General features: G+C 43.5%; 17 protein-coding genes and 2 pseudogenes. 14 read left to right on the top strand and 5 right to left on the bottom strand.

Going from position 1 to position 24279, the window contains the following annotated elements; all coding sequences use genetic code 11:
* Positions 1 to 20 precede the first annotated feature (20 nt).
* Together ptsP and NSA57_RS02205 are read left to right on the top strand one after the other, a co-directional pair.
* Complete coding sequence (ptsP, locus tag NSA57_RS02210; protein WP_173752322.1) at positions 21 to 1670, top strand: phosphoenolpyruvate--protein phosphotransferase; 1650 nt, start codon at positions 21 to 23, stop codon at positions 1668 to 1670.
* Between the two features lie 16 nt (positions 1671 to 1686).
* Positions 1687 to 2826: a DUF362 domain-containing protein gene (locus tag NSA57_RS02205; RefSeq protein ID WP_257463859.1), complete on the top strand. Its 1140-nt coding sequence runs from the start codon at positions 1687 to 1689 to the stop codon at positions 2824 to 2826.
* A gap of 6 nt (positions 2827 to 2832) precedes the next feature.
* On the opposite strand, the gene NSA57_RS02200 is transcribed toward NSA57_RS02205, so the two are convergent.
* Positions 2833 to 3702: a homocysteine S-methyltransferase family protein gene (locus NSA57_RS02200; RefSeq protein ID WP_147598181.1), complete on the bottom strand. Its 870-nt coding sequence runs from the start codon at positions 3700 to 3702 to the stop codon at positions 2833 to 2835.
* A gap of 238 nt (positions 3703 to 3940) precedes the next feature.
* Here NSA57_RS02200 and NSA57_RS02195 point away from each other — a divergent pair, with 238 nt between their 5' ends.
* The 4 genes from NSA57_RS02195 (at position 3941) to NSA57_RS02180 (ending at position 8565) form a co-directional block, all read left to right on the top strand.
* Positions 3941 to 4681: a DUF3825 domain-containing protein gene (locus tag NSA57_RS02195; RefSeq protein WP_022066751.1), complete on the top strand. Its 741-nt coding sequence runs from the start codon at positions 3941 to 3943 to the stop codon at positions 4679 to 4681.
* 131 nt (positions 4682 to 4812) lie between these two features.
* On the top strand, positions 4813 to 5886 hold the full coding sequence (locus NSA57_RS02190) for an ABC transporter ATP-binding protein (RefSeq protein ID WP_022066752.1): 1074 nt from the start codon (positions 4813 to 4815) through the stop codon (positions 5884 to 5886).
* A complete protein-coding gene (locus NSA57_RS02185) occupies positions 5876 to 6691 on the top strand; it encodes an ABC transporter permease (protein WP_147598182.1) in 816 nt (271 codons plus the stop codon). The genes NSA57_RS02190 and NSA57_RS02185 overlap by 11 nt, the downstream gene beginning before the upstream one ends.
* A complete protein-coding gene (locus NSA57_RS02180; protein ID WP_257463858.1) occupies positions 6688 to 8565 on the top strand; it encodes an extracellular solute-binding protein in 1878 nt (625 codons plus the stop codon). The genes NSA57_RS02185 and NSA57_RS02180 overlap by 4 nt, the downstream gene beginning before the upstream one ends.
* 127 nt (positions 8566 to 8692) lie before the next feature.
* Here NSA57_RS02180 and NSA57_RS02175 read toward each other — a convergent pair whose 3' ends face one another.
* Positions 8693 to 9490 (bottom strand): ABC transporter permease, encoded by a 798-nt coding sequence (locus tag NSA57_RS02175; protein WP_022066755.1) that lies wholly within the window; start codon positions 9488 to 9490, stop codon positions 8693 to 8695.
* Positions 9483 to 10250 carry an ABC transporter ATP-binding protein gene (locus tag NSA57_RS02170; RefSeq protein ID WP_138269822.1) on the bottom strand — a complete coding sequence of 256 codons (768 nt, stop codon included), beginning with the start codon at positions 10248 to 10250 and terminating at the stop codon, positions 9483 to 9485. The genes NSA57_RS02175 and NSA57_RS02170 overlap by 8 nt, the downstream gene beginning before the upstream one ends.
* Positions 10251 to 10535: 285 nt before the next feature.
* Between NSA57_RS02170 and NSA57_RS02165 the strand changes: the two genes are divergently transcribed.
* The 7 genes from NSA57_RS02165 (at position 10536) to NSA57_RS02135 (ending at position 21147) form a co-directional block, all read left to right on the top strand.
* Positions 10536 to 11543: a LacI family DNA-binding transcriptional regulator gene (locus tag NSA57_RS02165; protein ID WP_147598185.1), complete on the top strand. Its 1008-nt coding sequence runs from the start codon at positions 10536 to 10538 to the stop codon at positions 11541 to 11543.
* A 71-nt stretch (positions 11544 to 11614) separates the two neighbouring features.
* Entirely contained in the window at positions 11615 to 12487 is an 873-nt protein-coding gene (locus tag NSA57_RS02160) for a carbohydrate ABC transporter permease (RefSeq protein WP_147598186.1), read from the top strand.
* A gap of 18 nt (positions 12488 to 12505) precedes the next feature.
* On the top strand, positions 12506 to 13321 hold the full coding sequence (locus NSA57_RS02155) for a carbohydrate ABC transporter permease (RefSeq protein ID WP_022066759.1): 816 nt from the start codon (positions 12506 to 12508) through the stop codon (positions 13319 to 13321).
* 34 nt (positions 13322 to 13355) lie between these two features.
* Positions 13356 to 14606: an ABC transporter substrate-binding protein gene (locus tag NSA57_RS02150; protein WP_257463857.1), complete on the top strand. Its 1251-nt coding sequence runs from the start codon at positions 13356 to 13358 to the stop codon at positions 14604 to 14606.
* Positions 14607 to 14683: 77 nt separating this feature from the next.
* Positions 14684 to 16543 carry a glycoside hydrolase family 15 protein gene (locus tag NSA57_RS02145; protein WP_257463856.1) on the top strand — a complete coding sequence of 620 codons (1860 nt, stop codon included), beginning with the start codon at positions 14684 to 14686 and terminating at the stop codon, positions 16541 to 16543.
* Positions 16533 to 19538, top strand: a complete 3006-nt coding sequence (locus tag NSA57_RS02140) for a glycoside hydrolase family 31 protein (protein ID WP_257463855.1) — start codon at positions 16533 to 16535, stop codon at positions 19536 to 19538. The genes NSA57_RS02145 and NSA57_RS02140 overlap by 11 nt, the downstream gene beginning before the upstream one ends.
* A gap of 4 nt (positions 19539 to 19542) precedes the next feature.
* Positions 19543 to 21147: a glycoside hydrolase family 13 protein gene (locus NSA57_RS02135; protein ID WP_257463854.1), complete on the top strand. Its 1605-nt coding sequence runs from the start codon at positions 19543 to 19545 to the stop codon at positions 21145 to 21147.
* A gap of 224 nt (positions 21148 to 21371) precedes the next feature.
* Here the strand turns inward: NSA57_RS02135 and NSA57_RS19885 are convergent.
* Positions 21372 to 22097, bottom strand: a pseudogene (locus NSA57_RS19885) (ABC transporter ATP-binding protein).
* Between the two features lie 153 nt (positions 22098 to 22250).
* Positions 22251 to 23051: pseudogene (locus NSA57_RS19880) on the bottom strand (ABC transporter transmembrane domain-containing protein); the annotation flags it as partial.
* Positions 23052 to 23565: 514 nt separating this feature from the next.
* On the opposite strand from NSA57_RS19880, the gene NSA57_RS02125 reads away from it, so the two are divergent.
* The gene (locus NSA57_RS02125; protein ID WP_022066911.1) at positions 23566 to 24186 is read left to right on the top strand and encodes an epoxyqueuosine reductase QueH; all 621 of its coding nucleotides are present in this window, start codon (positions 23566 to 23568) and stop codon (positions 24184 to 24186) included.
* Positions 24187 to 24279 lie beyond the last annotated feature (93 nt).

Below are 24279 nucleotides of genomic sequence, written 5' to 3'. Positions count from 1 at the left end.
CGGAAATAAGGGGGTACAAGATGGAAATCTACAAAGGGACAGCGACCTTTTCCGGAATTGCCATCGGTAAAATACTGTATTACAGCAGAGGTGAATACCAGATACGGCAGTGTCTGGTAAGCAACATAAAAAAAGAAATCCAGGAATTTCATACAGCCAGACTGCAGGCTGTTAAAGAACTGGAAGAACTTTATGAAAAAAACAGAAGTTTGAATGAACAGGAGGCAAAGTTTTTTCTGGGACAGATCAGACTTCTGGAATCAGAAAGCTATCAGAAAGCAATTGAAAGCTGCATTTCGCTGGAGAAGGTAAACGCAGCATATGCGATCATGACAAACAGGGATGAGCTGACAGAAACCTTCCGGAATCTGGAGGAGCCTGTGGTGCGCCGGCGCATCCAGGATATTCAGGAAATTTCTGCGCGGCTGATCCGTATTCTGGGAGGCTCCTGCACCCGGATCAGCCTGGGTGACGAGCCGGTGATCGTGGTGGCAGAATCTCTTGCGCCTACAGAGATCATGGAAATGGACAAGCAAAAGCTTCTGGCAGTTGTCATGCATCACGGTTCAGCAGTATCTCATACTTCTATTATGACAAAGACTATGGAAATCCCTGCTCTTGTGGATATAGAAGCAGATGATGAGTGGGACGGCCAGACAGCCATTGTGGACGGTTATACAGGGACTCTGTATCTGAACCCGGATGCGGAGATCAAGAGAGAATACCGGATCCGTCTGGAGGCGGATAAAAAGGAAAAAGAAGAGCTTCTGAAGCTGAAAAACCAGACAGATGAAACAGCAGACGGAAAAAAGATCGGGCTTTATGCCAATATCGGAAATATGAGCGATCTGAACAATGTGCTCTTTTACGGTGCGGCAGGAATCGGGCTTCTCCGCAGTGAGTTTCAATATCTGGGAAGAGAAAATTATCCGAGAGAAAACGAGCTTTTCCGGGCATATAAACAGCTTGCAGAAACTATGGGAGACCGTCTTACAGTAATCCGTACCTCTGATCTGGGAGCGGACAAACAGGCCTCCTATCTGGACATTCCGGAAGAGACAAATCCCATTATGGGAAATCGGGGAATCCGCCTCTGTCTGGACCGGAAACGTATGTTTAAGGCGCAGCTTCGCGCCATCTACCGGGCCAGCGCCTACGGGAATCTTGCCATAATGTATCCCATGGTTTCCTCAGAGGCTGAAATGGATGAAATTGAGGAGATCATTGGTGAGGTAAAGGAAGGATTGAAAGAAAAAGAAATTCCCTTCCGCGATATTCAGACAAGCATAATGATCGAAACTCCGGCTGCAGTGATGATCAGCCGTGAGCTGGCAAAAAGAGTGGATTTTTTAAGTATTGGCACAAATGACCTTACTCAGTATACACTGGCTATGGACAGGCAGAATCCCCTTTTGAAAAATAAATATGACGATCATCATCCTGCCATTCTGCGAATGATCCGCATGGTGGTGGAGGCTGCGCACGCAGAAGGAAAAAAAGCAGGAATCTGCGGTGAAATTGCCGCTGATACAGAGCTGACAGAAACCTTTCTCCGAATGGGAGTGGATTTCCTGTCCGTAGTTCCTGCCTGTATCCTTCCGGTAAGAAAGGCTCTCAGAGACACCGATTTAAGCGTCGGTGAGGCTTTGGAGACAGAACGCAGCATTTAAGAAAGAAAGGCAGCTCATGAAAAATAAAAGTAAAGTAATTCTTCTTCCCTGTAATTCCTACAGGGAAGAACTTGTTTATGATAGTTTAAAAAAGGGATTAAAGCTTCTGGGCGGACTGGAAGCCCTTATCTCAAAAGACGAAAAAATTCTTTTAAAGCCCAACCTTCTGAAGCGGGCAGAGGTAGAAAAGGCAGTGATCACTCATCCTGCAGTGGTGGGAATGTTCGGGAAACTTTTAAAAGAAGAGGGATATGAAAGAGTGATTCTGGCAGATTCCTGCGGACATGGAAATACCACAAAAGTCATTGCCGGAACAGGAATGGACACGTATCTTCAGGAACTTGGCATCCCGGCCGTTGATTTTTCGGAAGGCATCCGGACTCCCTATGAGGAAGGCGTTCAGGCAAAAGAGTTTATTCTTGGCAAAGAGCTTCTGGAAATCAACTGCGTGATCTCTCTGTGCAAAATGAAAACCCATGCGCTGGAGCGGATCACAGGGGCGGTGAAGAACAGCTATGGATTTATTTACGGCCTTCATAAAGCAAAAGGACATACCCTTTTTCCAAGTGCAGACAGTTTTGCCAGAATGCTGATCGATCTGAACCAGTGCGTAAATCCCAGACTTTATATTATGGACGGTATTACAGCCATGGAGGGAAACGGCCCGGGCTCAGGAGATCCTGTTGATATGAAGGTTATGCTGATGTCTACAGATCCGGTGGCTCTGGACAGTGTATTCTGCCGTCTGGTGCATCTGAAGCCTCAGATGGTTCCCACCTGTTATCATGGAGAGAAGATGGGACTTGGAACCTGGAAAGAAGAGGAAATACAGCTTCTGACCCCGGAAGGAGAGCTCTCCATGGCAGAAGCTGTAAAAAAATACGGAAATCCGGAATTTAATGTAGACAGAAGAATAGTAAAATATGGAATCTGGGAAAAAATGGCAAAGGCTTTGAATCTTTTCCAGAAAAAGCCGTATATTGAGGAATCCAGATGCATCCGCTGCGGAATCTGTGTGAACAGCTGTCCGGTACCGGAAAAAGCAGTGGATTTTAAAAACGGAAAAGACCATCCTCCGGTTTATAATTATAAAAAATGTATCCGGTGTTTCTGCTGCCAGGAAATGTGCCCGGAAAAGGCAATAAAAGTAAAGTGAAAAAAATTATCCCAGAAGTTTTTTCATTTCCCGTATGAAATCCGGAGTGGTTCCGCAGCAGCCTCCGATGATCCCTGCGCCGTTTTCCACAAGAACCTGCATATGTTTTGCAAAGTCCGCCGGGTTCATGCTGTATACCGCATTTCCCTGATCGTCAATAACAGGCATTCCGGCGTTGGGCTTGGCAATAACCGGAATGGAAACGGCTTCCCGGATATTCCGGATGACAGATACAAGCTGATCCGGTCCTACAGAACAGTTGATCCCAACAGCCGCGGCTCCTGCGCTCTCAAAGGCAACAGCGGCTTCTACGGCATTTCCACCGCTGAAAATACTTCCGTCAGCTTCTACCGTAACCGTACACATAACGGGAAGATCGCAGACGGAATTGGCGGCATCCACAGCGGCCAGAGTTTCCTCAATATTGATCATGGTTTCTGCTGCGATCAGATCCACTCCTGCGTTTTTCAGAATTGTGATCTGTTCTTTATACATTTCAAAGGCATCTTCATAGGTATATTCGCCGTCAGCAGTAACAAACTGGCCGGAGGTGGTAATGTCTCCTGCCACAAAGGCTTTGTTTCCCGCAATTTCTCTGGAGTAGGAAACCAGAGTACTGTTGATCTCCTGAATTTTATTTTCCAGTCCGTGCTGCTTCAGGCTCAGCCGGTTCCCTCCGAAGGTGGGGGCATAAATGATCCGGCTTCCTGCTTCTATATAAGATTTCTGAAGCTTCTGGATCACATCCCTGTGCTCGATCACCCAACGTTCTGTGCAGATGCCCCGGGGCATTCCCTGGGCCATAAGATTGGAACCGGTGGCTCCGTCAAGAAAAAGAAGGTTTTCTGTTAATTTCTGAAATTCCTGTTTTGTCATAATAGCTGCCTCCTCTGTAAGCTTTATTTTATAAGTAGCCTGTGTGCAAGCTCCGCATATCCTGCGAAAAGGTGCTTATGTCTCTGATAACAAAATCGTTATCAGTTTCAGGTGTCATTATAGCATTTTCAGGAACAGATGACTACAAAAACATAGAAAAACGTTCTGTCCGGAAAAAATCAAAATACAATATAATAAAGCCTTTTTGCACAGAAAAATAAGGAGGCGGGAGAGTGCTATGAATTTATTTGATTTTACCTACTGCGGAAATTATAACCGACACATTCAGAATCTTTCCAGAATGGTTCCCGAAAAGTGGAGCTTTGGCGAGAATGAGGACAGAGGAATCCTGAAAGGCTATCTGGAGCATACCTTCCAGAGGGTGTATGAAGAGGGAAAGGTACTGGAAGAAGACAGCTATGCGATTTTTAATACAGGACTTTTTAATTATTATTATCAGCCTGTGTACGCGTTTTTTGTGAAAAATCTGGTTCCGGACCGGCAGAAGTGGTTTCTGGAAGGATTTTACACAGAGTATTATTTATTAAAATCAGGAATCGTCAGTCTTCCGGAGAGGGCGGAATATGTAAAAAATCCTGCGGATCTTGTGTTTGATTCCCGTTTGGAGATCATCCCTCAGTATGAGCATATTTTTGGAGATGAGGAAAATATTCAGAGACTTCCGGAAAATGTCAGGACAAGCAGGATGAAGGTACAGCTTTTTGACGGAGCCCTGCGCCAGACCAGACATATGCTGGAGGCTGATTACCGCACCGCAGTGCCCCAGTATTACAATCATGGGATCCAGCTTCTGATCCCTGTCTGTCTGCAGAATCCGGGAAAGGCAGATCTGGCTCTTGCCTGTGTAAAAACCTCAGACGGAAAAAAATATCTGGGCAGGACATGCCTGACCATTAAAATGGCTTATCACAATGCAAGACTTCTTGCCAGGCTTGACAGCAGCTGGCTGCATCCGTAAGGGATAAAAGCGCTGAATTTCTGTTAATTTTAAAAATCGTATAAAAGTTATTGAAATCCCCCTGATTTTGTGATATACAGGTAGAGTTGCCCTGTATAAAAACAGGGGGATTTTTTTAGGGAGGAATGGTCATGAGTAATAAACTGATTGATTTTATGAATATCTCAAAGGCGTATGGGATGCAGACCGTTCTGGATGATTTTAATCTTTACATAAGAGAAAATGAATTCCTGACACTTCTGGGACCCAGCGGCTGCGGAAAAACAACCACACTTCGTATTCTGGGAGGCTTTGAAACACCGGATGCCGGCCGTGTGATCTTTGACGGAAAGGATATTACGGATCTGCCGCCAAATAAAAGACAGCTGAACACGGTATTTCAGAAATATGCGCTTTTTACCCATATGACGATTGCGGATAACATTGCTTTTGGACTGAAGATCAAAAATAAAAGTAAGCAGTATATTCACGATAAAATAAAATACGCATTAAAACTGGTAAATCTGGACGGCTTCGAAAACCGTATGCCGGATTCTTTAAGCGGCGGACAGCAGCAGAGGATCGCCATTGCCCGGGCAATCGTAAATGAGCCAAAAGTCCTTCTTCTGGACGAGCCTCTGGGAGCCCTTGATCTGAAGCTGCGCCAGGATATGCAGTATGAGCTGATCCGCCTGAAAAATGAGCTGGGCATTACCTTTTTGTATGTAACTCACGATCAGGAAGAGGCTCTTACCATGTCTGATACCATTGTAGTTATGAATCAGGGATATATCCAGCAGATCGGAACGCCGGAAAAAATATACAATGAACCGGAAAATGCTTTTGTTGCGGATTTCATCGGAGAGAGCAACATCATTCCTGCCACCATGGTGGAAGACCGTCTGGTTAAGATCCTGGGTGTGAATTTTGCCTGTGTGGACGAGGGATTCGGACAGAATAAGCCGGTTGATGTGGTAATCCGGCCGGAGGATATTGATCTTCTCAAACCCGGACAGGGAAGCATGGACGGAGTTGTGACACATCTGATCTTTAAGGGTGTTCATTACGAGATGGAAGTCATGGCAAATAATTATGAATGGCTGGTTCACAGCACCGATATGTTTCCTGTGGGAACAGAGGTCAGCATTCATGTAGATCCTTTTGATATCCAGATTATGAAAAAACCGGAATCTGAGGATGAGGAGGCGGTAAACATTGAAGAATAAACGTCTTCTGGCAGGGCCGTATCTTTTCTGGTCTGTGTCCTTTGTTGTGATCCCTCTTCTGGTGATTGTTTATTATGCGTTTACTACAGATGAGGGAGGCTTTACCTTTGCCAATCTGGCGCAGATCACAACGCCGGAAAATCTGAAGGCTCTGGGGATTTCCGTGCTTTTATCCCTGATAAGCACTCTGGTGTGCCTGGTGATGGCTTATCCTCTGGCAATGATATTAAGCCAGAAGCAGGTCAGCCAGACAAGCTTTATTGTATTGATTTTTATTCTGCCCATGTGGATGAATTTTCTTTTAAGGACAATGGCCTGGCAGACCCTTCTGGAAAAGAACGGTGTCATAAACAGTATTCTGAGCCTTTTTCATCTGCCGGCTCTGGAGATCATCAATACTCCTTATGCCATTGTTCTTGGAATGGTGTATAATTTCCTGCCTTTTATGGTGCTGCCCATTTACAATGTACTGATCAAAATTGATTCCAATGTGCTGAATGCAGCAAGAGATCTGGGGGCAAATCCGGTGCAGACCTTTGTAAAAGTAACCTTTCCTTTAAGCATTCCGGGGGTGATCAGCGGAATCACCATGGTGTTTGTGCCGGCGCTGACAACTTTTGTGATCTCTGATCTTCTCGGAGGAGGAAAGCTCCTTCTTATCGGAAATGTGATCGAGCAGTCCTTTAAACAGAACAGCAACTGGCATGTGGGAAGCGGACTTTCCCTGGTGCTGATGGTATTTATTATTGCCAGCATGGCTCTTGTGGCAAAATATGACAAAGGAGAAGGAGGTACGGCGTTTTGATAAAAAAATCTTTGCAGAAGCTGTATCTGGCTCTGATTTTTATAATACTTTATGCTCCTATTGTCACCTTGATGGTCCTGTCCTTTAACCAGTCAAAAACAAGGTCAAAATGGGGCGGATTCACTCTGAAATGGTATAAGGAGCTGTTTCAGAATGAACAGATCATGAGCGCGTTTTATACCACACTGATCATTGCCTTTCTTTCTGCGGCAGCGGCAACTGTAATAGGAACAGCAGCGGCCATTGCCATTCAGGGAATGAAAAACAGATGGCGCACCCTTTATATGGGAGTGACAAATATTCCCATGATGAATGCAGAAATTGTGATGGGCGTGTCCCTGATGCTGCTTTTTATTGCCTGTCGTATGACTTTGGGCTTCGGCACGATCCTGATCGCTCATATTACCTTTAATATTCCGTATGTGATCCTCAGTGTGGCGCCCAAGCTGAAGCAGACAAACCGCCATGTATATGAGGCGGCTCTGGACCTGGGAGCTTCACCTCTGAACGCCTTTTTTAAGGTGGTATTTCCGGATATTGTACCCGGAGTGCTTTCCGGATTTATGCTGGCATTTACCATGTCTCTGGATGATTTTGTGATCACGCACTTTACAAAAGGACCGGGAATCGATACCCTCTCCACAAAAATTTACACAGAGGTGCGAAAAGGGATCAAGCCGGAAATTTATGCGCTGTCCACCATTATGTTTGTGACAGTCCTTGTGCTTCTGATCCTGATCAATTATTCTCCGGAGGAAAAAGAAGAAACCAGAAAGAAGCGGGTGAAAAAGCCGTCAAAGGTAAAGAAAGTACTGTTCCGCCGTGTGATCCCGGCAGTGATCTGCGCAGTTTTTGTGTTCGGCGGCTTTTATTACGCACAGGAAAGCAATATGATGAATTCCGAAAAAGTGGTTGTTTACAACTGGGGAGAATATCTTGATCCTGAGGTTCTTACCTTGTTTGAGCAAGAGACGGGAATTGATGTCGTGTATGAGGAATTCGAGACAAACGAGATTCTTTATCCAAAGATCAGCTCCGGCGCCATTGCCTACGATGTGATCTGTCCAAGTGATTACATGATCCAGAGAATGATAGAAAACGATCTTCTTGCAGAAATCAATTTTGACAATATTCCAAATGTGAAGAATATTGGAAAGGATTATATGGAGCAGTCCAGACAGTTTGACCCGGAAAATAAATATTCTGTCCCATACTGCTGGGGAACCGTTGGTATTCTTTACAACAAAACCATGGTGGATGAACCTATAACAAGCTGGTCTGTTCTGTGGGATGAAAAATATAAGGACAATATCCTTATGCAGGATTCTGTGAGAGATGCCTTTGGGGTGACTCTGAAGTATCTGGGATATTCTCTGAATTCCACAGATCTGGATGAGCTGACTGAGGCAAGAGATCTTCTGATCAAACAGAAACCACTGGTGCAGGCTTATGTGATCGATCAGGTTCGCGATAAGATGATCGGAAACGAGGCTGCTATCGGAGTGATCTATTCCGGAGAGGCTATTTATACGCAGATGGAAAATCCTGATCTGGAATATGTGATCCCGGAAGAAGGAAGCAATATCTGGATCGATTCCTGGGTGATCCCCAAAAACGCCGAGAATAAGGAGAATGCAGAGAAATTTATTAACTTCCTTTGCAGACCGGAGATTGCCCTGATGAATTTTGAGTATATTACATACTCAACACCGAATAGCGAAGCCCGGAAACTGATCGAGGATGAAGCGATCCGAAACAGCGAGATCGCTTTCCCGGATCTTTCCAAATATGATAACCTGGAAACCTTCCAGTATCTTGGAACTGAGGCAGACCAGACCTATGGGGAGCTGTGGAACCAGGTAAAATCACGTTGATATAAGAAAACTTAAGAGATTTGCTCCGCTTTGCGCGCCAGATGCAGACTGCCACAGGCAGTCATATTCCAAATGTATCTGGCGGCATCTTTGCGGAGCATTTTTTATTTGCAGGATCAGTTTTTTGCTATCTTTGTTTCGTATATCGTTTCTCGATCAGATTCAGGATGCTGTAAAGCCCCATTGCAATGATACACAGCACAAGAATCGCCATCAGAACAGTAGTAAGCTTAAAGGTCTGGCTGGAATAAATAATCAGATAGCCAAGCCCCTGTCTGGCTCCGATAAATTCACCGATGATGACACCTACAAGACAAAGACCGATATTAACCTTCATGATGCTCAGGATCAAAGGCACGGAGGAGGGAAGGACAATTTTTGTCAGCTCATCCTTTTTGTTTCCTCCAAGGGTGGCAATCAGCTTTCGTTTATCAGGGTCTGCATCCTGAAAGCCTGTATAAAGATTGATCACTGATCCGAAAATCGCCACAGACATACCTGCAACGATGATAGTTCTTACATTTGCGCCAAGCCATACGATCAGAAGGGGCGCAAGGGCGGATTTCGGCAGGCTGTTCAGTACCACAAGATAGGGCTCCAGAATTTTTGCAAGCTTTGGAAACATCCACAGAAGCACTGCAGTTCCGATTCCAAGGATCACTACAAAAAAGAAGCTTAACAGCGTCTCAGTAAGAGTGATTCCGATATGAGTAAAAAGAGACTGGTTTCTGCACATGTCAAGGAAATTTAACCCTATGGCAGAAGGACTGCTGAAAATAAAAGAGTCGATCCAACCGATACGGGCAGAGACTTCCCACAGAGCCAGAAAGCCTGCGAAGAGAACCAGTCTGGAAATATTGACAAAATATTTTTCCCGTTTCAGCCGGGACAGATATTTTGTCTGGGCAGAGGAAAGGTCAGGCATATTGGTTCAGCTCCTTCCAGATCAGATTAAAATAAGATTTGAAATCCGGCGCATTTCGCGAGGAAAGAGGCGTGCGGTTTTCTATATCAAGATGAATGGAAACAATTTTTGCCACAGATGCAGGGCGTTTTGTCAGAATAATCACCCGGTCTGCCATACTGATCGCTTCTGAAATGTCGTGAGTTACCAGTATGGCGGGCTTGTTTTCTTTTTTCAGGATTTTGCCGATATCATCGCTGACATTCAGCCGTGTCTGATAATCCAGGGCAGAAAACGGCTCGTCAAGAAGCAGAAGCTCCGGCTTCAGCGCAAGGGTACGTATCAGGGCTGCCCTCTGGCGCATTCCACCGGATAACTGAGAGGGACGGGCAGAACGGAATTTGTCCAAACCGTAGGTGTGAAGCATTTTTTCAATATAGGACAGCTTCTCAGGGGTAAGCTCCCGGCGTACTTCCAGTCCCAGGAGTACATTTTTGTAAATGGTCCGCCATTCCAGAAGGTGATCCTTCTGAAGCATGTAGCCCATACGGGGATCACCGCGGGAAACCGATGTGCCGTTCATAAGAACAGAACCCTGCTCAGGAGCCAGAAGCCCGCAGATCACATTGAGCAGAGTGGATTTTCCGCAGCCGGAAGGCCCTACAACAGCGAGAAATTCTCCCGGCATCAGATCAAAGGATATATGAGAAAGGGCGGCAGTTTCCCCGGAAGGCGTATGGTAGGAAAGAGAAACATCTCTTACTTCCAGAAGTGGTTTCATGAAATTACCTCCATATCTATAACTGCAGCAGTTCAGATGAAATCTGAAAATGCTATATGTTATGATATGCGTACCGGGAATCTTGTGTTATGACAAAAAATGAGGACGTTATTTAGTGGGGGGAATAAGTACAGATTTAAGTGATTTTATACAAGTTTACCAAGATGATTTTATTTAATATTCACAAATTACAGAAATTATACAAAAACCTGTTGCCTTTTATCAGGCAAAGTGTTATTATCAGTTTAACAGTTAACCGGTTAACTTAAAGAGAAGGAGGGAAATGTGAGAAGGGTAACAATCAATGATATTGCCAGAGAATGCCAGACTTCAAAAGCGACGGTATCCTATGTGATCAATGGACGGTATAACAAGGTTTCTCAGGAAATGGTTGAAAAGGTAGAAAAAGCGGTAAAAGATCTGGGTTATGTTCCAAGTCTCAGTGCGAAATCTCTTGCAGGAAGAGAATCAAACCTGATTGGTGTGATCATTCCGCAGATGGATGTTGGTGAAAAGCTGGTATTTGATAATCCTTTTTACAGCGAATTCTTGTCCGGATTGGAGTATTATCTGCGAAAAGCAGGATGCGGAGTTGTCTTAAGCGTGATTAATAAGCACAATGGATTTGAAGAGATGATCAAAAAATGGAACTTGGACGGTGCCGTGGTCTTTGGGATTGATAACGACAAGATGCTGGATTCTCTTGGTAAATACAGATTTCCGGTTTTATTGATAGACTCCTATATTACAAAAACCGGATATCACAGAATGAACATCCGTGATGAAGAAGCCTGCTATGAGGCGACGAAATTTCTACTTCATGGGGAACAGGAGCCTATTGCACTGGTTACAGGTCAGTATGAGAAGAGCGGGCTTTTGCAGCAGCGTGTAAACGGTTATAAGAGGGCTCTCTGTGAAGCCGGCTGTGAAGTGGATCTGTCTCTGATCTATCAGGGGGATATCACTCACGAATATGGAATGGAAGCTGCAGAAAAAATCCTGAAACGACAGGGTGTGAACAAAATCCTGGCAACAGCGGATATTTTGGCTTATGGTATACTGAACCAGCTTCAGAACCATGGCAGGAAGATTCCGGAAGAATATGAGGTAATGGGATTTGACGATACCTATCAGTCAAGAAATATGTATCCCCGTGTCACCACCGTGGGACAGAACATCCTGAAGAGAGGCGAAAAAGCAGGAGAACTGATTCTGAAAATTATTGGTGGTCAGCAGGTGGAAAAAGAAAACTATATGGATTTTCAGATCATAGAGAGGGATACTACCAGATGAAAATAAAATAAAAAACAAAGAAACAATATTTTTTTAACGGTCAGTTAACCGTTTAACTAACGGAGGATGTTATGTATAAGTCAAAGAAAAAAATAATTTTTACATTTTTGTTTCCTAGTTTATTAGGCCTTGTGGTATTCAAGGTGGGAGCGATGCTGTATTCTCTCTATATCAGTTTTACAGAATGGAATTTATTTGGCGCACCGGAATTTGTAGGCCTGAAAAATTATATCACAATTTTTCGGGATCCCAGATTTTATGAATCCTTAAAGAACACCCTTCTTTTTATAGCAGGGTATCTGCCTGTGGTGCTGGTGCTTTCCATGGGGATTGCGCTTTTGCTGAATTCAAAGGTAAAACGTGTAAATATTTTCAGAGGTCTGTTCTTTCTTCCGGTAATTACTTCCTGGGTTGCGGTATCTATGATCTGGAAAGGACTGTTAAATCCGGAATTTGGAATTATTAATTCAATTATAGAATTTTTTGGAGGAACAGGACCGGCATGGCTCCAGGATCCTGCGTTTGTTCTTCCCTCCGTTATTATGGTAAGTGTGTGGAAAGACGTGGGATTCCTTTCCATCATCTTTCTTGGGGGACTTCAGGGAATTTCGTCAGAGTATTATGAGGCGGCGCAGATCGACAGTGCTAGTAAATGGCAGCAGTTCAGAAAAATTACGTTGCCTTTGTTATCTCCAACAACTTTTTATGCTCTGATCATTACTATTATTAACTCTTTCCAGGTATTTGATCAGATCTGGATCATGACAGCAGGAGAACCTACAGCGGATCTTGTTCCGGTCATGGTGACCGAGATTTATAAAAACAGTTTCCAGTATCAGAAAATGGGATACGCCACTGCATTATCCTGGATTCTGTTTGCAATCATTATCGGTGTGACAATTTTCCAGAACGTGATGCAGAAAAAATGGGTGCATTACGAATAAGGAGAGGAGGAAAGAATCATGACAAGAAACAAAAAAATAATTGTATATATTTTGCTGGCGCTGGGTGCTTTTATTATGATCGTGCCATTTGGATGGATGCTGATCGTTGCATTTACAAAGCCGGATATCACTTATCAGATGACATTGGAGAACATTATAAGTTCCCTGTCGCTGAATAATTTCAGAACTTTATTTTCAGAATATAACATGCCAAGATATGTGCTGAACAGTGTGATTGTTTCTGTAATCTCAACAGCAGGGCAGATTCTTCTTTGTGCCATGTCCGGATTTGTGTTTGCAAGAATTGATTTTAAGCATAAAGAGAAGATTTTTATTCTGTATCTTGCAACCATGATGATCCCGGTACAGGCTACCGTAATTCCTCAGTATATACTGATCAACAAAATGGGACTGATCAATACTTATGTAGGTTTGTTCCTTCCGGGGATTTTCAATGCATTTGGAACTTTCCTGATGCGCCAGTATTTTATGGGAATCCCCAAAGCGCTGGAGGAAGCCGCCTGTCTGGACGGAGCAGGATATGTCCGCATTTTCTTCCAGATTATGCTGCCTCTTGCAAAAACAGGTATCGCTGTTCTGGCAGTGACCAGTTTTATGGGCGCCTGGAACGATTTCCTGTGGCCTCTGCTTGTAGCGTCTGACGAGGCGCATACAACACTGCCGCTGTTTTTATCACAGTTGCAGGGCCGCTGGTATGTGGACTGGAGTGTTCTGATGGGAGCAACTCTGATCAGTGTTCTCCCTATTCTTGCAGTATATTTATTTGCCCAGAAATATTTTATTGAAGGTGTACAGAATACAGGTATCAAATAAAAAGAAAAAGTTTAATGAAAGAGAGGAAAAAATCATGAACAAAAAAACAGCAGCAATGGTTCTCTGTACAGTTATGGCAGCAGGTGTCCTGACAGGATGCGGCGGCGCAGAAGAGAAAAAAGACGGAAAAACAACTATTAAGTATGCAACGTATTCAGCGGGCCCGGATCATCTGGAGGATCTGGATAAAATGGTGGCAGAATTTGAAAAACAGAATCCGGACATCAAGGTAGAAACAGAAGTGATCGGATACGACGATTATTTTACCAAACTGCAGACCCAGGCTTCTTCCAAAACTTTGCCGGACGTATTTGAGATGAACTATGAAAACTTTAATACCTATGCAGGCAATGGCGTGCTTCTGGATCTTACAGAACTGGCAGAAAAGGACGAGGAGTTTTCTGAGGATATGCTTTCCGGAAATTCTTATGAATATTTCCAGAAAGACGGAAAATTATACGGACTTACCGAGAAAATGTCAGATGTGGTAATGTATTATAACAAAGATCTGTTTGATGAAGCAGGCCTCGATTATCCAACAGAAGACTGGACCTGGAAGGAAGAACTGGAAGCAGCCCAGACACTTACAAAGGAAGGCGTCTATGGAACGTATGCACCGGTAACTTATAATGAATTATATAAAACCGTAGTTCAGAACGGCGGCGCTCTTTTTGATGAAAATGGAACTCCGACTCTTGGTTCAGAGGAAAATATAGAAGCTTTCCAGTGGATGCTTGATAAAATGCTGGAATATAATGTACAGCCTACTCCGGAGCAGATGAGCGGAAAATCACCTGAGGATATGTTTAAAAACGGTGAGGTCGCAATGATCCGTACAGGAAGCTGGATGGTAACTACCTTTGCAGATACACCGTTTGAATGGGACATTGTACAGGAACCTGGAAATACACAGAAAGCGCACCATGTTTTTGCTGATGCAGTAGTGGGAAGCGCAGCTGCAAAAAATAAAGAAGCTGTATGGAAATTCATAAAATTCATGTCCACAGACAGCACAGCGGCAGAGATCCGTCTGGATTCCAGCTGGGATCTTCCGGCAGTAAATGATGAAAGTGTACAGGAAAAATACACAAGTCAGGAAAAACCGGAAAGCAGAGAGGTAATCTTTGATGTAATGGAAACAGGAATCATGCCTCCTGTCGTAGATCATTACTCAGAAGTACAGAATGCGATCAATGAGGAACTGAACCGCGCGATCATTGGGGAGCAGAGCGGAGAAGAAGCCTTACAGGCAGCCCAGAAAAAAGTGACAGATATTTTAAAATAAGTTAGAACCAGAGCCGCAAACTACATTGTAAAATATAATTTGCGGCTCTTTAAAAAAGGAACAGGTGGAAACAGAACATGCAGACAGGAAAATATACCGGAATTGGACTCATTGGAAATGAAAATATTGCTGCAATTTATGCAGTGAATAATGGAATCGTTGATATTAACGGGACTGGGATTTACCATTTGTTTTATAAAACTTATGCCCATGATCTTATACAGTCGGCAGTGTCGCTGATCAGAGTAAAAGATACGATTTATTATGGAAATAAGGTCTGGAAAAAATATACCCATCCGACACACATAAAGCCAGTAAAGACGTATGTGGAAGATACCTACAGGTACTGCGATGAATTTCTTCTGGAAGAACATGGGTTAAAAAGAAAAGATGTGGTCTATTCTTATGGAGAACACTGCCTGAGCTTTGAGATGGAACTGGAAAACGTTTCAGAGGAAGAACTGGAGATTGGGTGCTACGGCTACTGTGCAGTGCGTAACGATATGGAGATTGAAACGGAAAAAATGCACAATGGTACCCTTGGAATCCATACCGGCGATGCATATATGGTTATGAAAACACCATGGGCAGAAGAAATCTATGCAGTGGAAGACTCTCCGACAGACTTTGCCTACCAGGTTTTTCTGGATATACTGGAAAAAAGAGAGAACAGTCAAAGAACAAAGACAAGCTGCAGGCTTGGTTATGTGCAGGGAAGGACAAAGACACTGAAGCCGGGGGACAAGCTGCATATGTGCTGGTCTCTGATATTCGGAGACAGCTATGAAGAACTGGAAAAGGAACTTTGTCTTTCAGAGGAGGAGACTTTTAAAGCGGCAGAATACTGGAAAAATTGGATGGCAGAAGGAGAAAAGCCAGAAGATTCTGAATTTCAGGAGCAGGCGCTTGTGAACCTGACTGCTCTTAAGGCAGTCTGTGTTGGCGGCTACATACCGGCTGATCTTACCGGACATTATTTCTGCAATAAAATGCCCTGTTATTATGCCAGAGATTCCATTATGGTGGCCAGAGCTTTCCTGCTTTCCGGGCATCTCAGAGAATGCAGGGATATCATTGCCTACCTGATCGGAAGAAAACGGAAAGAAAACGGAGAGTTTTTCCAGCGGTATGACGGATACGGGGAACCAAATGAGGGAGCAAATAACAGTGTGTTTCATCAGATTGATTCCATTGGTTATTTCTGCAGAATCGTTTATGAATATTATAAAAAGACCGGAGAACTTCTGGCGGACGAGACGCTTCTGATGGAAGTGACTGACGTAATAGACGGAGCGGAGAAGAAGTCCGGAATGGCGGGACCAGAAGGCGGCGTCAATGAAGGCGTATTCGGCCCGGCCTTTATCACCTCTTCCAATATGTTTATTTATGGAGGCATCCTGGCAGCAAAACAGATCTTTGCGATTCTGGGAAATAAGGAATATGCGGAAAAATGCCGGAAGATCTGTGATCGGCTTTATGAGGGGATTCAGTCTGCCTATAATGAGGAACTGGGAAGATTTGACTATGGCTATGTGACCTATCATGACCATACAGTACGCAAATATGATACACCTCAGTATTTTGGGCCTTTGTACGGATATCCCAACGATGAAAAAATGCAGAATACTCACATTTATCTGAGACAATACGCTTCTTTCTTTGAGGACGGGATCGGTTACTCGGAGCAGGAATATCATCATGGACCGTGGCTTTTTAACACACTGGCCTGTGCGGAATACTGCAAACGGGCAGAAAACAGAGAAGAATACATTAGAAAGATGAAGTGGGCATCTGAACACAGCAACGCATACGGGCTTTTGCCGGAAGCGGTAGATGCAAATGATGAAGGTGTATGTGTGATCAATCCGTTAAGCTGGGCCTGTGGAGAATTTGCTGCAGCTTATTTCAGTAAAGGAGGTTTTGTTCATGAGAAATAAAAAATGGAAACTGGAATTATTAAACATGCTGAAATCCTGTATACAGGAAAAAGTACAGGATTTAAAAGAACCGTTAGAGCAATTTCTGGAAGAAAAAAATACAGATTTTCATGACCAGTGTCTGATTTTATTTCTTGTGGGAGAATATACAAGGATTTCCGGGGACCACTTTTTTTATAAGGAAAAGAAGCAGAAGATCGCAGAACTTCAGGATCACATAGAAGAAGCGGCATATCAGCCCTGTGGACGGATTTCAGGAGAAGGAGACGGCTTTTTTGCAGAAAATTTCGGAATGGCTTATGGCGCGCTTTATAACAGTAACCTGTTCGGAAAACGGGAAAAGACGGCAGAGGCAATTCATCAGATGAAAAATTATGCCTATGATCATTATACCTGTGCAGGAAGGCTTGCGGATGAAAAACACGGAGATCTGGCAACGCCGCAGCTGCTCTGGGTCTGTGTTCCCTTTGGACTTTTTACTCCGGAAGACCTGGTGATTGTGGCAGCAGTCCAGTCTATGAAGGAAACAACAGACCCTGCAGATTTAGGAATGCTGGGATGGTATTATGCAGAAAAGGCAGACTACAGGAAAGCAAGAAAATATTTGGGACTGTTGAAAGAAACAGAGAAAAAAGAGGAAATCTCTGAAGCCATAGAAGGGATTATCGAGGAAAAGCTTAAGATTGCAGGTATGCTCACAGAAGAACCTCTGATCCATGTGCCGACCGGTAATTTTAACCGATACGAACACCAGAATTACGAGCGTGATCCCTGGTTTCCAAAAGCAGGGGAAAAGGTTGCTTTAAACATTGCCACCTGGCCGGTAAAGTATCCGGAAGAGATTTTTGTTTACTGGAAAACAGACAGGGGCAGAGTTGGAAGTGGACAGGGAACTTATCAGCCGGAATATGAAAATTATCGATTCCAGCTGGGGAGTTTTGAAGGCGGAGAGCAGGTGACTTATTATTTTCAGGCCGGAACCTGTACCTCTGAGAAATATCAGTTTACTGTACAGAAAAAAGAAAGAATCCGTTTATTTGGAGAAAAAAGAGAAAAGGAAAATGGTTTTGAACTGGAACTACGTTCCGGAGAAAACAAGGTATATCTTCTGAAAAAAACAGTTGTCAATGGAGTTTCTCTGTTCCAGATTCTTCCAGATCCCAGTGAGAGAACCTTGGAAGAAACAGAATGGAAGCCACTGGAAGATCTGAAGGAAACCGGACTTTCCGGAATACGGGAGATTTATTTCTGGAAAGAAAAGGAACAGATTATGTCCACAGGAATCTGTACAGAGGCAGAAAAAGAAGAGGGCTTTTACGGTTTTGGAGAGAGATACAACCATATTAATCAGAGAGGCAATCTGGTGGACGTGTATGTGTATAATCAGTATAAGGATCAGGGAATCCGTACCTACATGCCCATGCCATATTTTTTGAGTTCGGAAGGTTACGGCATCTATCTTCCAACAAACCATTACACAGAGTTCGATCTGTGCAGTACAGAAGAGGGTTGCTGGAAGATGGAAGCAGAGACCGAAGGAATCTGCTGGTACCGGTTTAATGGAACTCCAAAGGAAATGATCGGGCAGTTTACAAGCCTTACAGGAAGACCGGCAATGCTTCCGGGATGGGCGTTCGGACCCTGGATGTCCAGCAATAACTGGGACAGCGAGGCCGAAGTCCGCAGACAGGTAGAACTGACAAAGAAATACGATATTCCGGCAACTGTGCTTGTGATCGAGGCATGGAGCGATGAGGCTACCTATTATATCTTTAATGATGCAGTATACGAAGAAAACAGCGGAAAAGACGGATTTTCCTACAGCGACTTCCAGTTCCCGGAATGGGGAAAATGGCCGGATCCAAAAGGAATGGTAGAATATCTTCATGAGAATGGTCTGAAATGTATTTTGTGGCAGATCCCGATCATTAAATATATCAATTCTCTTCACCACCTTCAGAAAGACAGAGATGAGGCTTACGCACTGGAGCAGGGATATTGCGCCAGGAAAAAAGACGGAACACCCTATCGTATGCCGGAGGGATGGTTTACAGACAGTCTTCTGATGGATTACACCAGTCCGGAGGCAGCTTCCTGGTGGATGGATAAGAGAAAATATCTGGTGGACGAAGTGCAGATCGATGGATTTAAGACAGACGGTGGAGAGTTTGTATTTGGGGACCAGGTACAGTTTGCGGACGGAAGAACCGGAAAAGAGATGCGGAACGAGTATCCAAATCTTTATATCCGGGAGCATTATCAATATATCCATGAAAAAAGGGACGGTATTGTTTTCAGCAGGGCAGGATTTACCGGGGCTTCCCAGATGCCTGCGCACTGGGCCGGAGATGAAAAATCAACTTTTTCTGCCTTTAAGAGAAACCTGTGCGCAGGCCTGAATGCCGGAATTTCAGGGGTTCCTTTCTGGGGATGGGACCTGGCAGGCTTCAGTGGTGAGATTCCAAGCGCGGAACTGTTTGCCCGGTCTGCGGCAATGGCAGCATTTTGTCCGATCATGCAGTATCATGCAGAGAGTAAGGCAGAATTTAATCAGGATCGTACGCCCTGGAACATTGCAGAGAGAAGAAATGCCCCATGGGTACTGGATATTTATCGCTATTATGCGAAGCTTCGTATGGCTCTGCTGCCTTATATCATGGAGGAGGCAGAAAAGTCTGTGAAGACAGGCATACCGCTGATGCGCGCTTTGTGGCTGGAATATCCAGAGGACAAACAGGCAGGGGAAATTTATGACGAGTATCTGTTCGGAGACGACCTTCTGGTAGCTCCTGTGGTAGAAGAGGGCAGCACAGAAAGGGAAGTCTATATTCCAGAGGGGTTCTGGAAACATCTGTTTACAGGTCAGGAATTTGAAGGCGTACAGACGGTGAATATGAAAGCAGAGATAAATGAGATTATTGTACTTCAGAAGAAAGAAGCACAGTGGGAAATAACAAGAGATGAAAATGGTGAGTTTCAGATGATGAGGAGATAATATTATGGAATGGTGGAAAAAAGCAGTTGTATATCAGATCTATCCCATGAGTTTTAAGGACAGCAACGGAGACGGAATGGGAGATCTTGGCGGTGTTTTGGAAAAAGTAGATTACCTGAAGAAACTGGGAGTTGACATTGTCTGGATGACACCCATCTATGAATCCCCTATGGATGACAATGGCTATGATATCAGTGATTATTATAAGATCAATCCGCTGTTTGGCACCATGGAGCAGTTTGAACAGCTTCTGGACGCTCTTCATGAAAGAGGAATCCGTCTGATCATGGATCTGGTAGTGAATCATACTAGCGATGAACATGAATGGTTTCGTCAGGCTCGAAAAGACAAAAGCAGCAAATATCACGATTATTATATCTGGAAGGATCGTCCGATCACAGATCAACAGTCCTTTTTCAGCGGTTCTGTGTGGGAATATAATGAGGAGACAGAGGAATATTATTACCATCTGTTCAGCAGAAGACAGCCGGATCTGAACTGGGATAATCCGGAAGTGCGGAAGGAAGTCTACAAACTGATCAACTGGTGGCTGGATAAAGGAATCGACGGATTCCGTATGGACGTAATCGATCTGATAGGCAAGATACCGGAAGAAAGCATCATGTACGGTGAAAAATCCCATAAATACCTGCAGGAAATGTACAGAGAGTGCTTTGAAGGAAGAGAAGCCTTTACGGTAGGAGAAACATCTTTTGCAACTCCGGTCAGCGCTCCTTTGTATTCCGATAAGGAAAGAAAAGAGCTGACAATGGTGTTTGGGTTTGAGCATCTGGGATTAGAAGAAGTAAAGGGCAATGGTAAGTGGGATCTGAAGCCTCTGGATGTCAATGAACTGAAGCAGGTATTTCTTGTATGGCAGAAAGCCCTTCATGAAAAAGGATGGAACAGTTTATTCTGGTCCAACCATGACCAGCCGAGGATTGTTTCCCGTATGGGCAATGACACGGTTTACCGGAAGGAAAGTGCAAAAATGCTGGGAATGATCCTTCATGGAATGCAGGGAACGCCTTATATTTATCAGGGCGAGGAAATCGGAATGACCAATGTAAAGTTCGCTCTGGAGGACTATAAAGATGTAGAAACCATCAATATGGTGAAGGAAAAGCAGGAAGCAGGCTGGTCCATGGAAAAGATTATGAAAGGCATTTATGCAAAAGGCAGAGACAATGCCAGAACACCGATCCAGTGGAATGCAGGAAAAAATGCCGGATTTTCAGAACATGAGCCGTGGATCGGAATAAATCCCAACTATAAAGAGATTAACGTGGAGGAAGCGATAAAGGATGAGGATTCTATTTTCCATTTTTATCAGAAACTGATCCGTCTGAGAAAAGAATATGAGATTATCAGCACAGGAGATTTTGAGCTTTTATTTGAAGAGGACCGGAGATTTTTTGCATATAAGAGACAGGCGGATGACAGGACGTTGGTGGTAATTGCCAATTTCACCGGAGAAAGCGTTGTCTGTGACTGTACAGATGAGATTACTTTTAAAGAGGGCAGAGTTCTGCTTTCCAATTATGACAGAAATTCTGTAGAAAAAATCATGAGTCTCAGGCCTTATGAAGCAGTAATGTATTATATGTGATATTGTAATAAATGCCGCCGGAGTTTCATTCAGTGTTTACAGCATTTTAATTATAGTCCTGGGTTTAAGTGCTTTTAGTGATAATTTTTTATGCATTTTGAAATATAAAAAATCACCTTTCTAAAAAGAAGGGTGATTTTTAATTAAAAATAGGTGAATATCTTAGATGCAAATAAAGGGTAGTGTGTAAAGAGAAACAATTATCATTCGATTTAGTTTGCAATCTATTTTAATTTTCCGTAATACATATCATTGAAAATACCCTCCTGGCTTATGAGCTCCTGGTATTTGCCGGACTGTACCACCTGTCCATGATCCATAACAATAATATTGTCGCAGTTTTTCAGGGTGGTAAGCCTGTGGGCAATAGAAATGATAGTCATGTTGTTTTCCTTTTTCAGCTGTTCGATTTCATTTTGTATAAAACGCTCAGAGGTATTGTCCAGAGCTGAGGTGGCCTCATCCAAAATCAGAATTTCCGGCTTCCGTAAAAAGATACGGGCAATGGCGATCCTCTGTCTCTGGTCTCCGGAAAAATTATTGCCTCCCTCGCTGATCTTTGTGTGAATTCCTTCCGGCAGACTGTTGACAAAATCATAGAGATTGGCTTTTGTGAGGGCTTCTTTTACTTCTTTGTCAGAGGGCTGCTAGTTCAGTCCATAGCAGATATTTTCCAGTATAGTTCCGGCAATTAAAAATGGATTTTGGGGAACCAGAGCTATGATCCGGGACAAATCCTTTCTTGATAAAGAGAGAATGTCCATATTGTTGATAAAAACAGAACCACTGCATTTTTCCAGCTTACAGACTGCTTTTATCAGAGAGGATTTTCCACAGCCACTGGGGCCTGCAATTCCCCAGAAAGAGCCTTTTTCAATACTCAGATCCAGATTTTTTATAATGTTTTTTTCGTTATTATAGGAAAAATTCAGATTGCGGATATCTATCATATAAGGGCCGGAGTTTTCCTGAGAGGGTACACCTGAAATTGCATCATAGGAAAAATCATGAGGAATATCTGCCATTTTGAAAAAGTCTTCTGCCAGGATCAGGCTTTCGGAAAGTTCGTCCAGAATCCTGTGAAGCTCTTCCAGAGGTTTGATAAGCTGCGAAAAACAAAGATAGGAGGTGAGAACAGCTCCCACACTGATTTTTCCCTGTGCTGCCAGCCAGGCGGAAGTACCGATCATCAGAACAGTAAAAAACACTTCGTTGATAAATTTGAGACAGTCATATTTTGTCATTTGTAAATGGTGTCTCATTTCTTTGCTTCTTAAATATTCTGATCTGTCCGTAAATCTTTTTTCCTCCAGGGTATTGCTGTCTGTGATTCGAATCACTTCTATGCCGTTCAAAAGTTCAACAATGGCTCCGTCCATTTGTGCTTTTGATTCCAGAAGTTCTACCCGGATTCCCTTTTGTGTATGAATTTGCCGGAAAACAATTGCAATTCCAATGGGGACAACAAGGAGCATCAGAACGGCAAGCTTCACCGGAAGGGTGGTGAAGATCACAACAATGGCTGCGATACTGTTAAAGATGGCTGGAGCGAAGTCCATAAAAATAAGCTTTTCCAGCTTTACAGTGCCTTCCAGACAGCGGTTTAATCTGCCATGGATATTTCCGGTCATGTGATCCTTAAAGTAGGATAAAGGAGCCTTCAGTAAGGAAGCAATCACAAGTCCCCGTGCTTTTTTCTCAGTTTTTGTGGCAATATCCTCCACCACAATCCTTCGTAATATTTTTATAACTTCATTTGCAACATTTACGATCAGAATAAAAAACAGTATGGGAAAAATTGAATAAAAATTAATTTCAGTCTGGGAAAGAATATCGTCTGTCAGCCAGCCGATCGCCTTGGGAGTGAGCTGCGTTAAGACGGAGGACAGGATCATGATCAGCATAATAAACAAAAAAGTTATTTTTTGCTTCCAGTCCAACAGGCAGTGTACATTTTTTAAAATCTGTTTTGGATTCATATGGGAATCACCTCTGTTTCTGTATATTTTTTGTATCAGGTATGAGCCAATTATACTTGCCACGAAGTCAAAAGCCGAGAAAGTTTTGCATATCTGTGTAAATCCTAAAATTTCATTTCAGTTGTCTGGATACAGCAGCTGTTTTTGTTGACGGTGCCTGTAAAAAGGGATAAAATATGACCCATGAGCAAAAGGAATTTTAACAGTAAAATAAAGGTCTTTTTACGTTACTATTCACACGGCTCTATCCCGCGAGGTGTTTTGGCATGTATATGCCAAAATTCCGAGACATACAAGCCAAAATTCCATTGCCGCAGGCAATCTGAAATGAATTTTGGCCCGTTGCTGTGAACGGAGTGAACAGTAACCTTTTTACAGTGGGCAGTGTCTCTGTCTGCTGAAAAAAATGACTGAGAGTATAAGGAGTAAAGAACTTTACATGAACAACAGAAATTATCAGAGAGAGCTGGACGCTCTGATCACCGGTTTTGAAAAAGAAAACAAGGTGCCCCGGCTGTTTCTTCACAGCTGCTGTGCGCCCTGCTCCAGCTATGTACTGGAATATCTGTCCAAATATTTTGAGATCACAGTCTTTTTTTATAATCCAAATATTTCTCCAAAGGAGGAGTACGAAAAAAGGGTGGAGGAGATCCGCCGCATGATCGGAGAAATGAATTTTATTCATCCGGTAAAGCTGGTTGAGGGAACCTATGATCCTCAGATTTTTTTCCGGATGGCAAAAGGGCTGGAGCAGGTTCCCGAAGGAGGAGAGCGGTGTTTTCGCTGTTATCGTCTCCGCATGGAGGAGGCGGCGAAGCTGGCAAAGGAAGGCGGTTATGATTATTTTACAACCACTTTGTCCATCAGTCCTCTGAAAAATGCGCCTAAAATAAATGAAATCGGAGAAGAACTGGCAGAGATTTACGGAGTGGCCCATCTTCCTTCTGATTTCAAGAAAAAAAACGGCTACAAGCGTTCCATTGAGCTGTCCGGAGAACATCATCTGTACCGTCAGGATTACTGTGGCTGTGTATTTTCAAAAAGAGACAGAAATGAATAAATATGCAAAAAATATTCTTTTTGTTTGATTTTTGGAAAAAGTGTGATATACTGGTAGCAATCAGCCGGAAACACTGTGAATGCAGGGCGTTAT

The sequence above is a fragment of the Blautia caecimuris genome (genome assembly GCF_024622975.1).
GTDB lineage: Bacteria > Bacillota > Clostridia > Lachnospirales > Lachnospiraceae > Blautia_A > Blautia_A caecimuris.
Note: the sequence above shows the minus strand (reverse complement) of the source record. Positions and strands in the feature narration are given on the sequence as shown.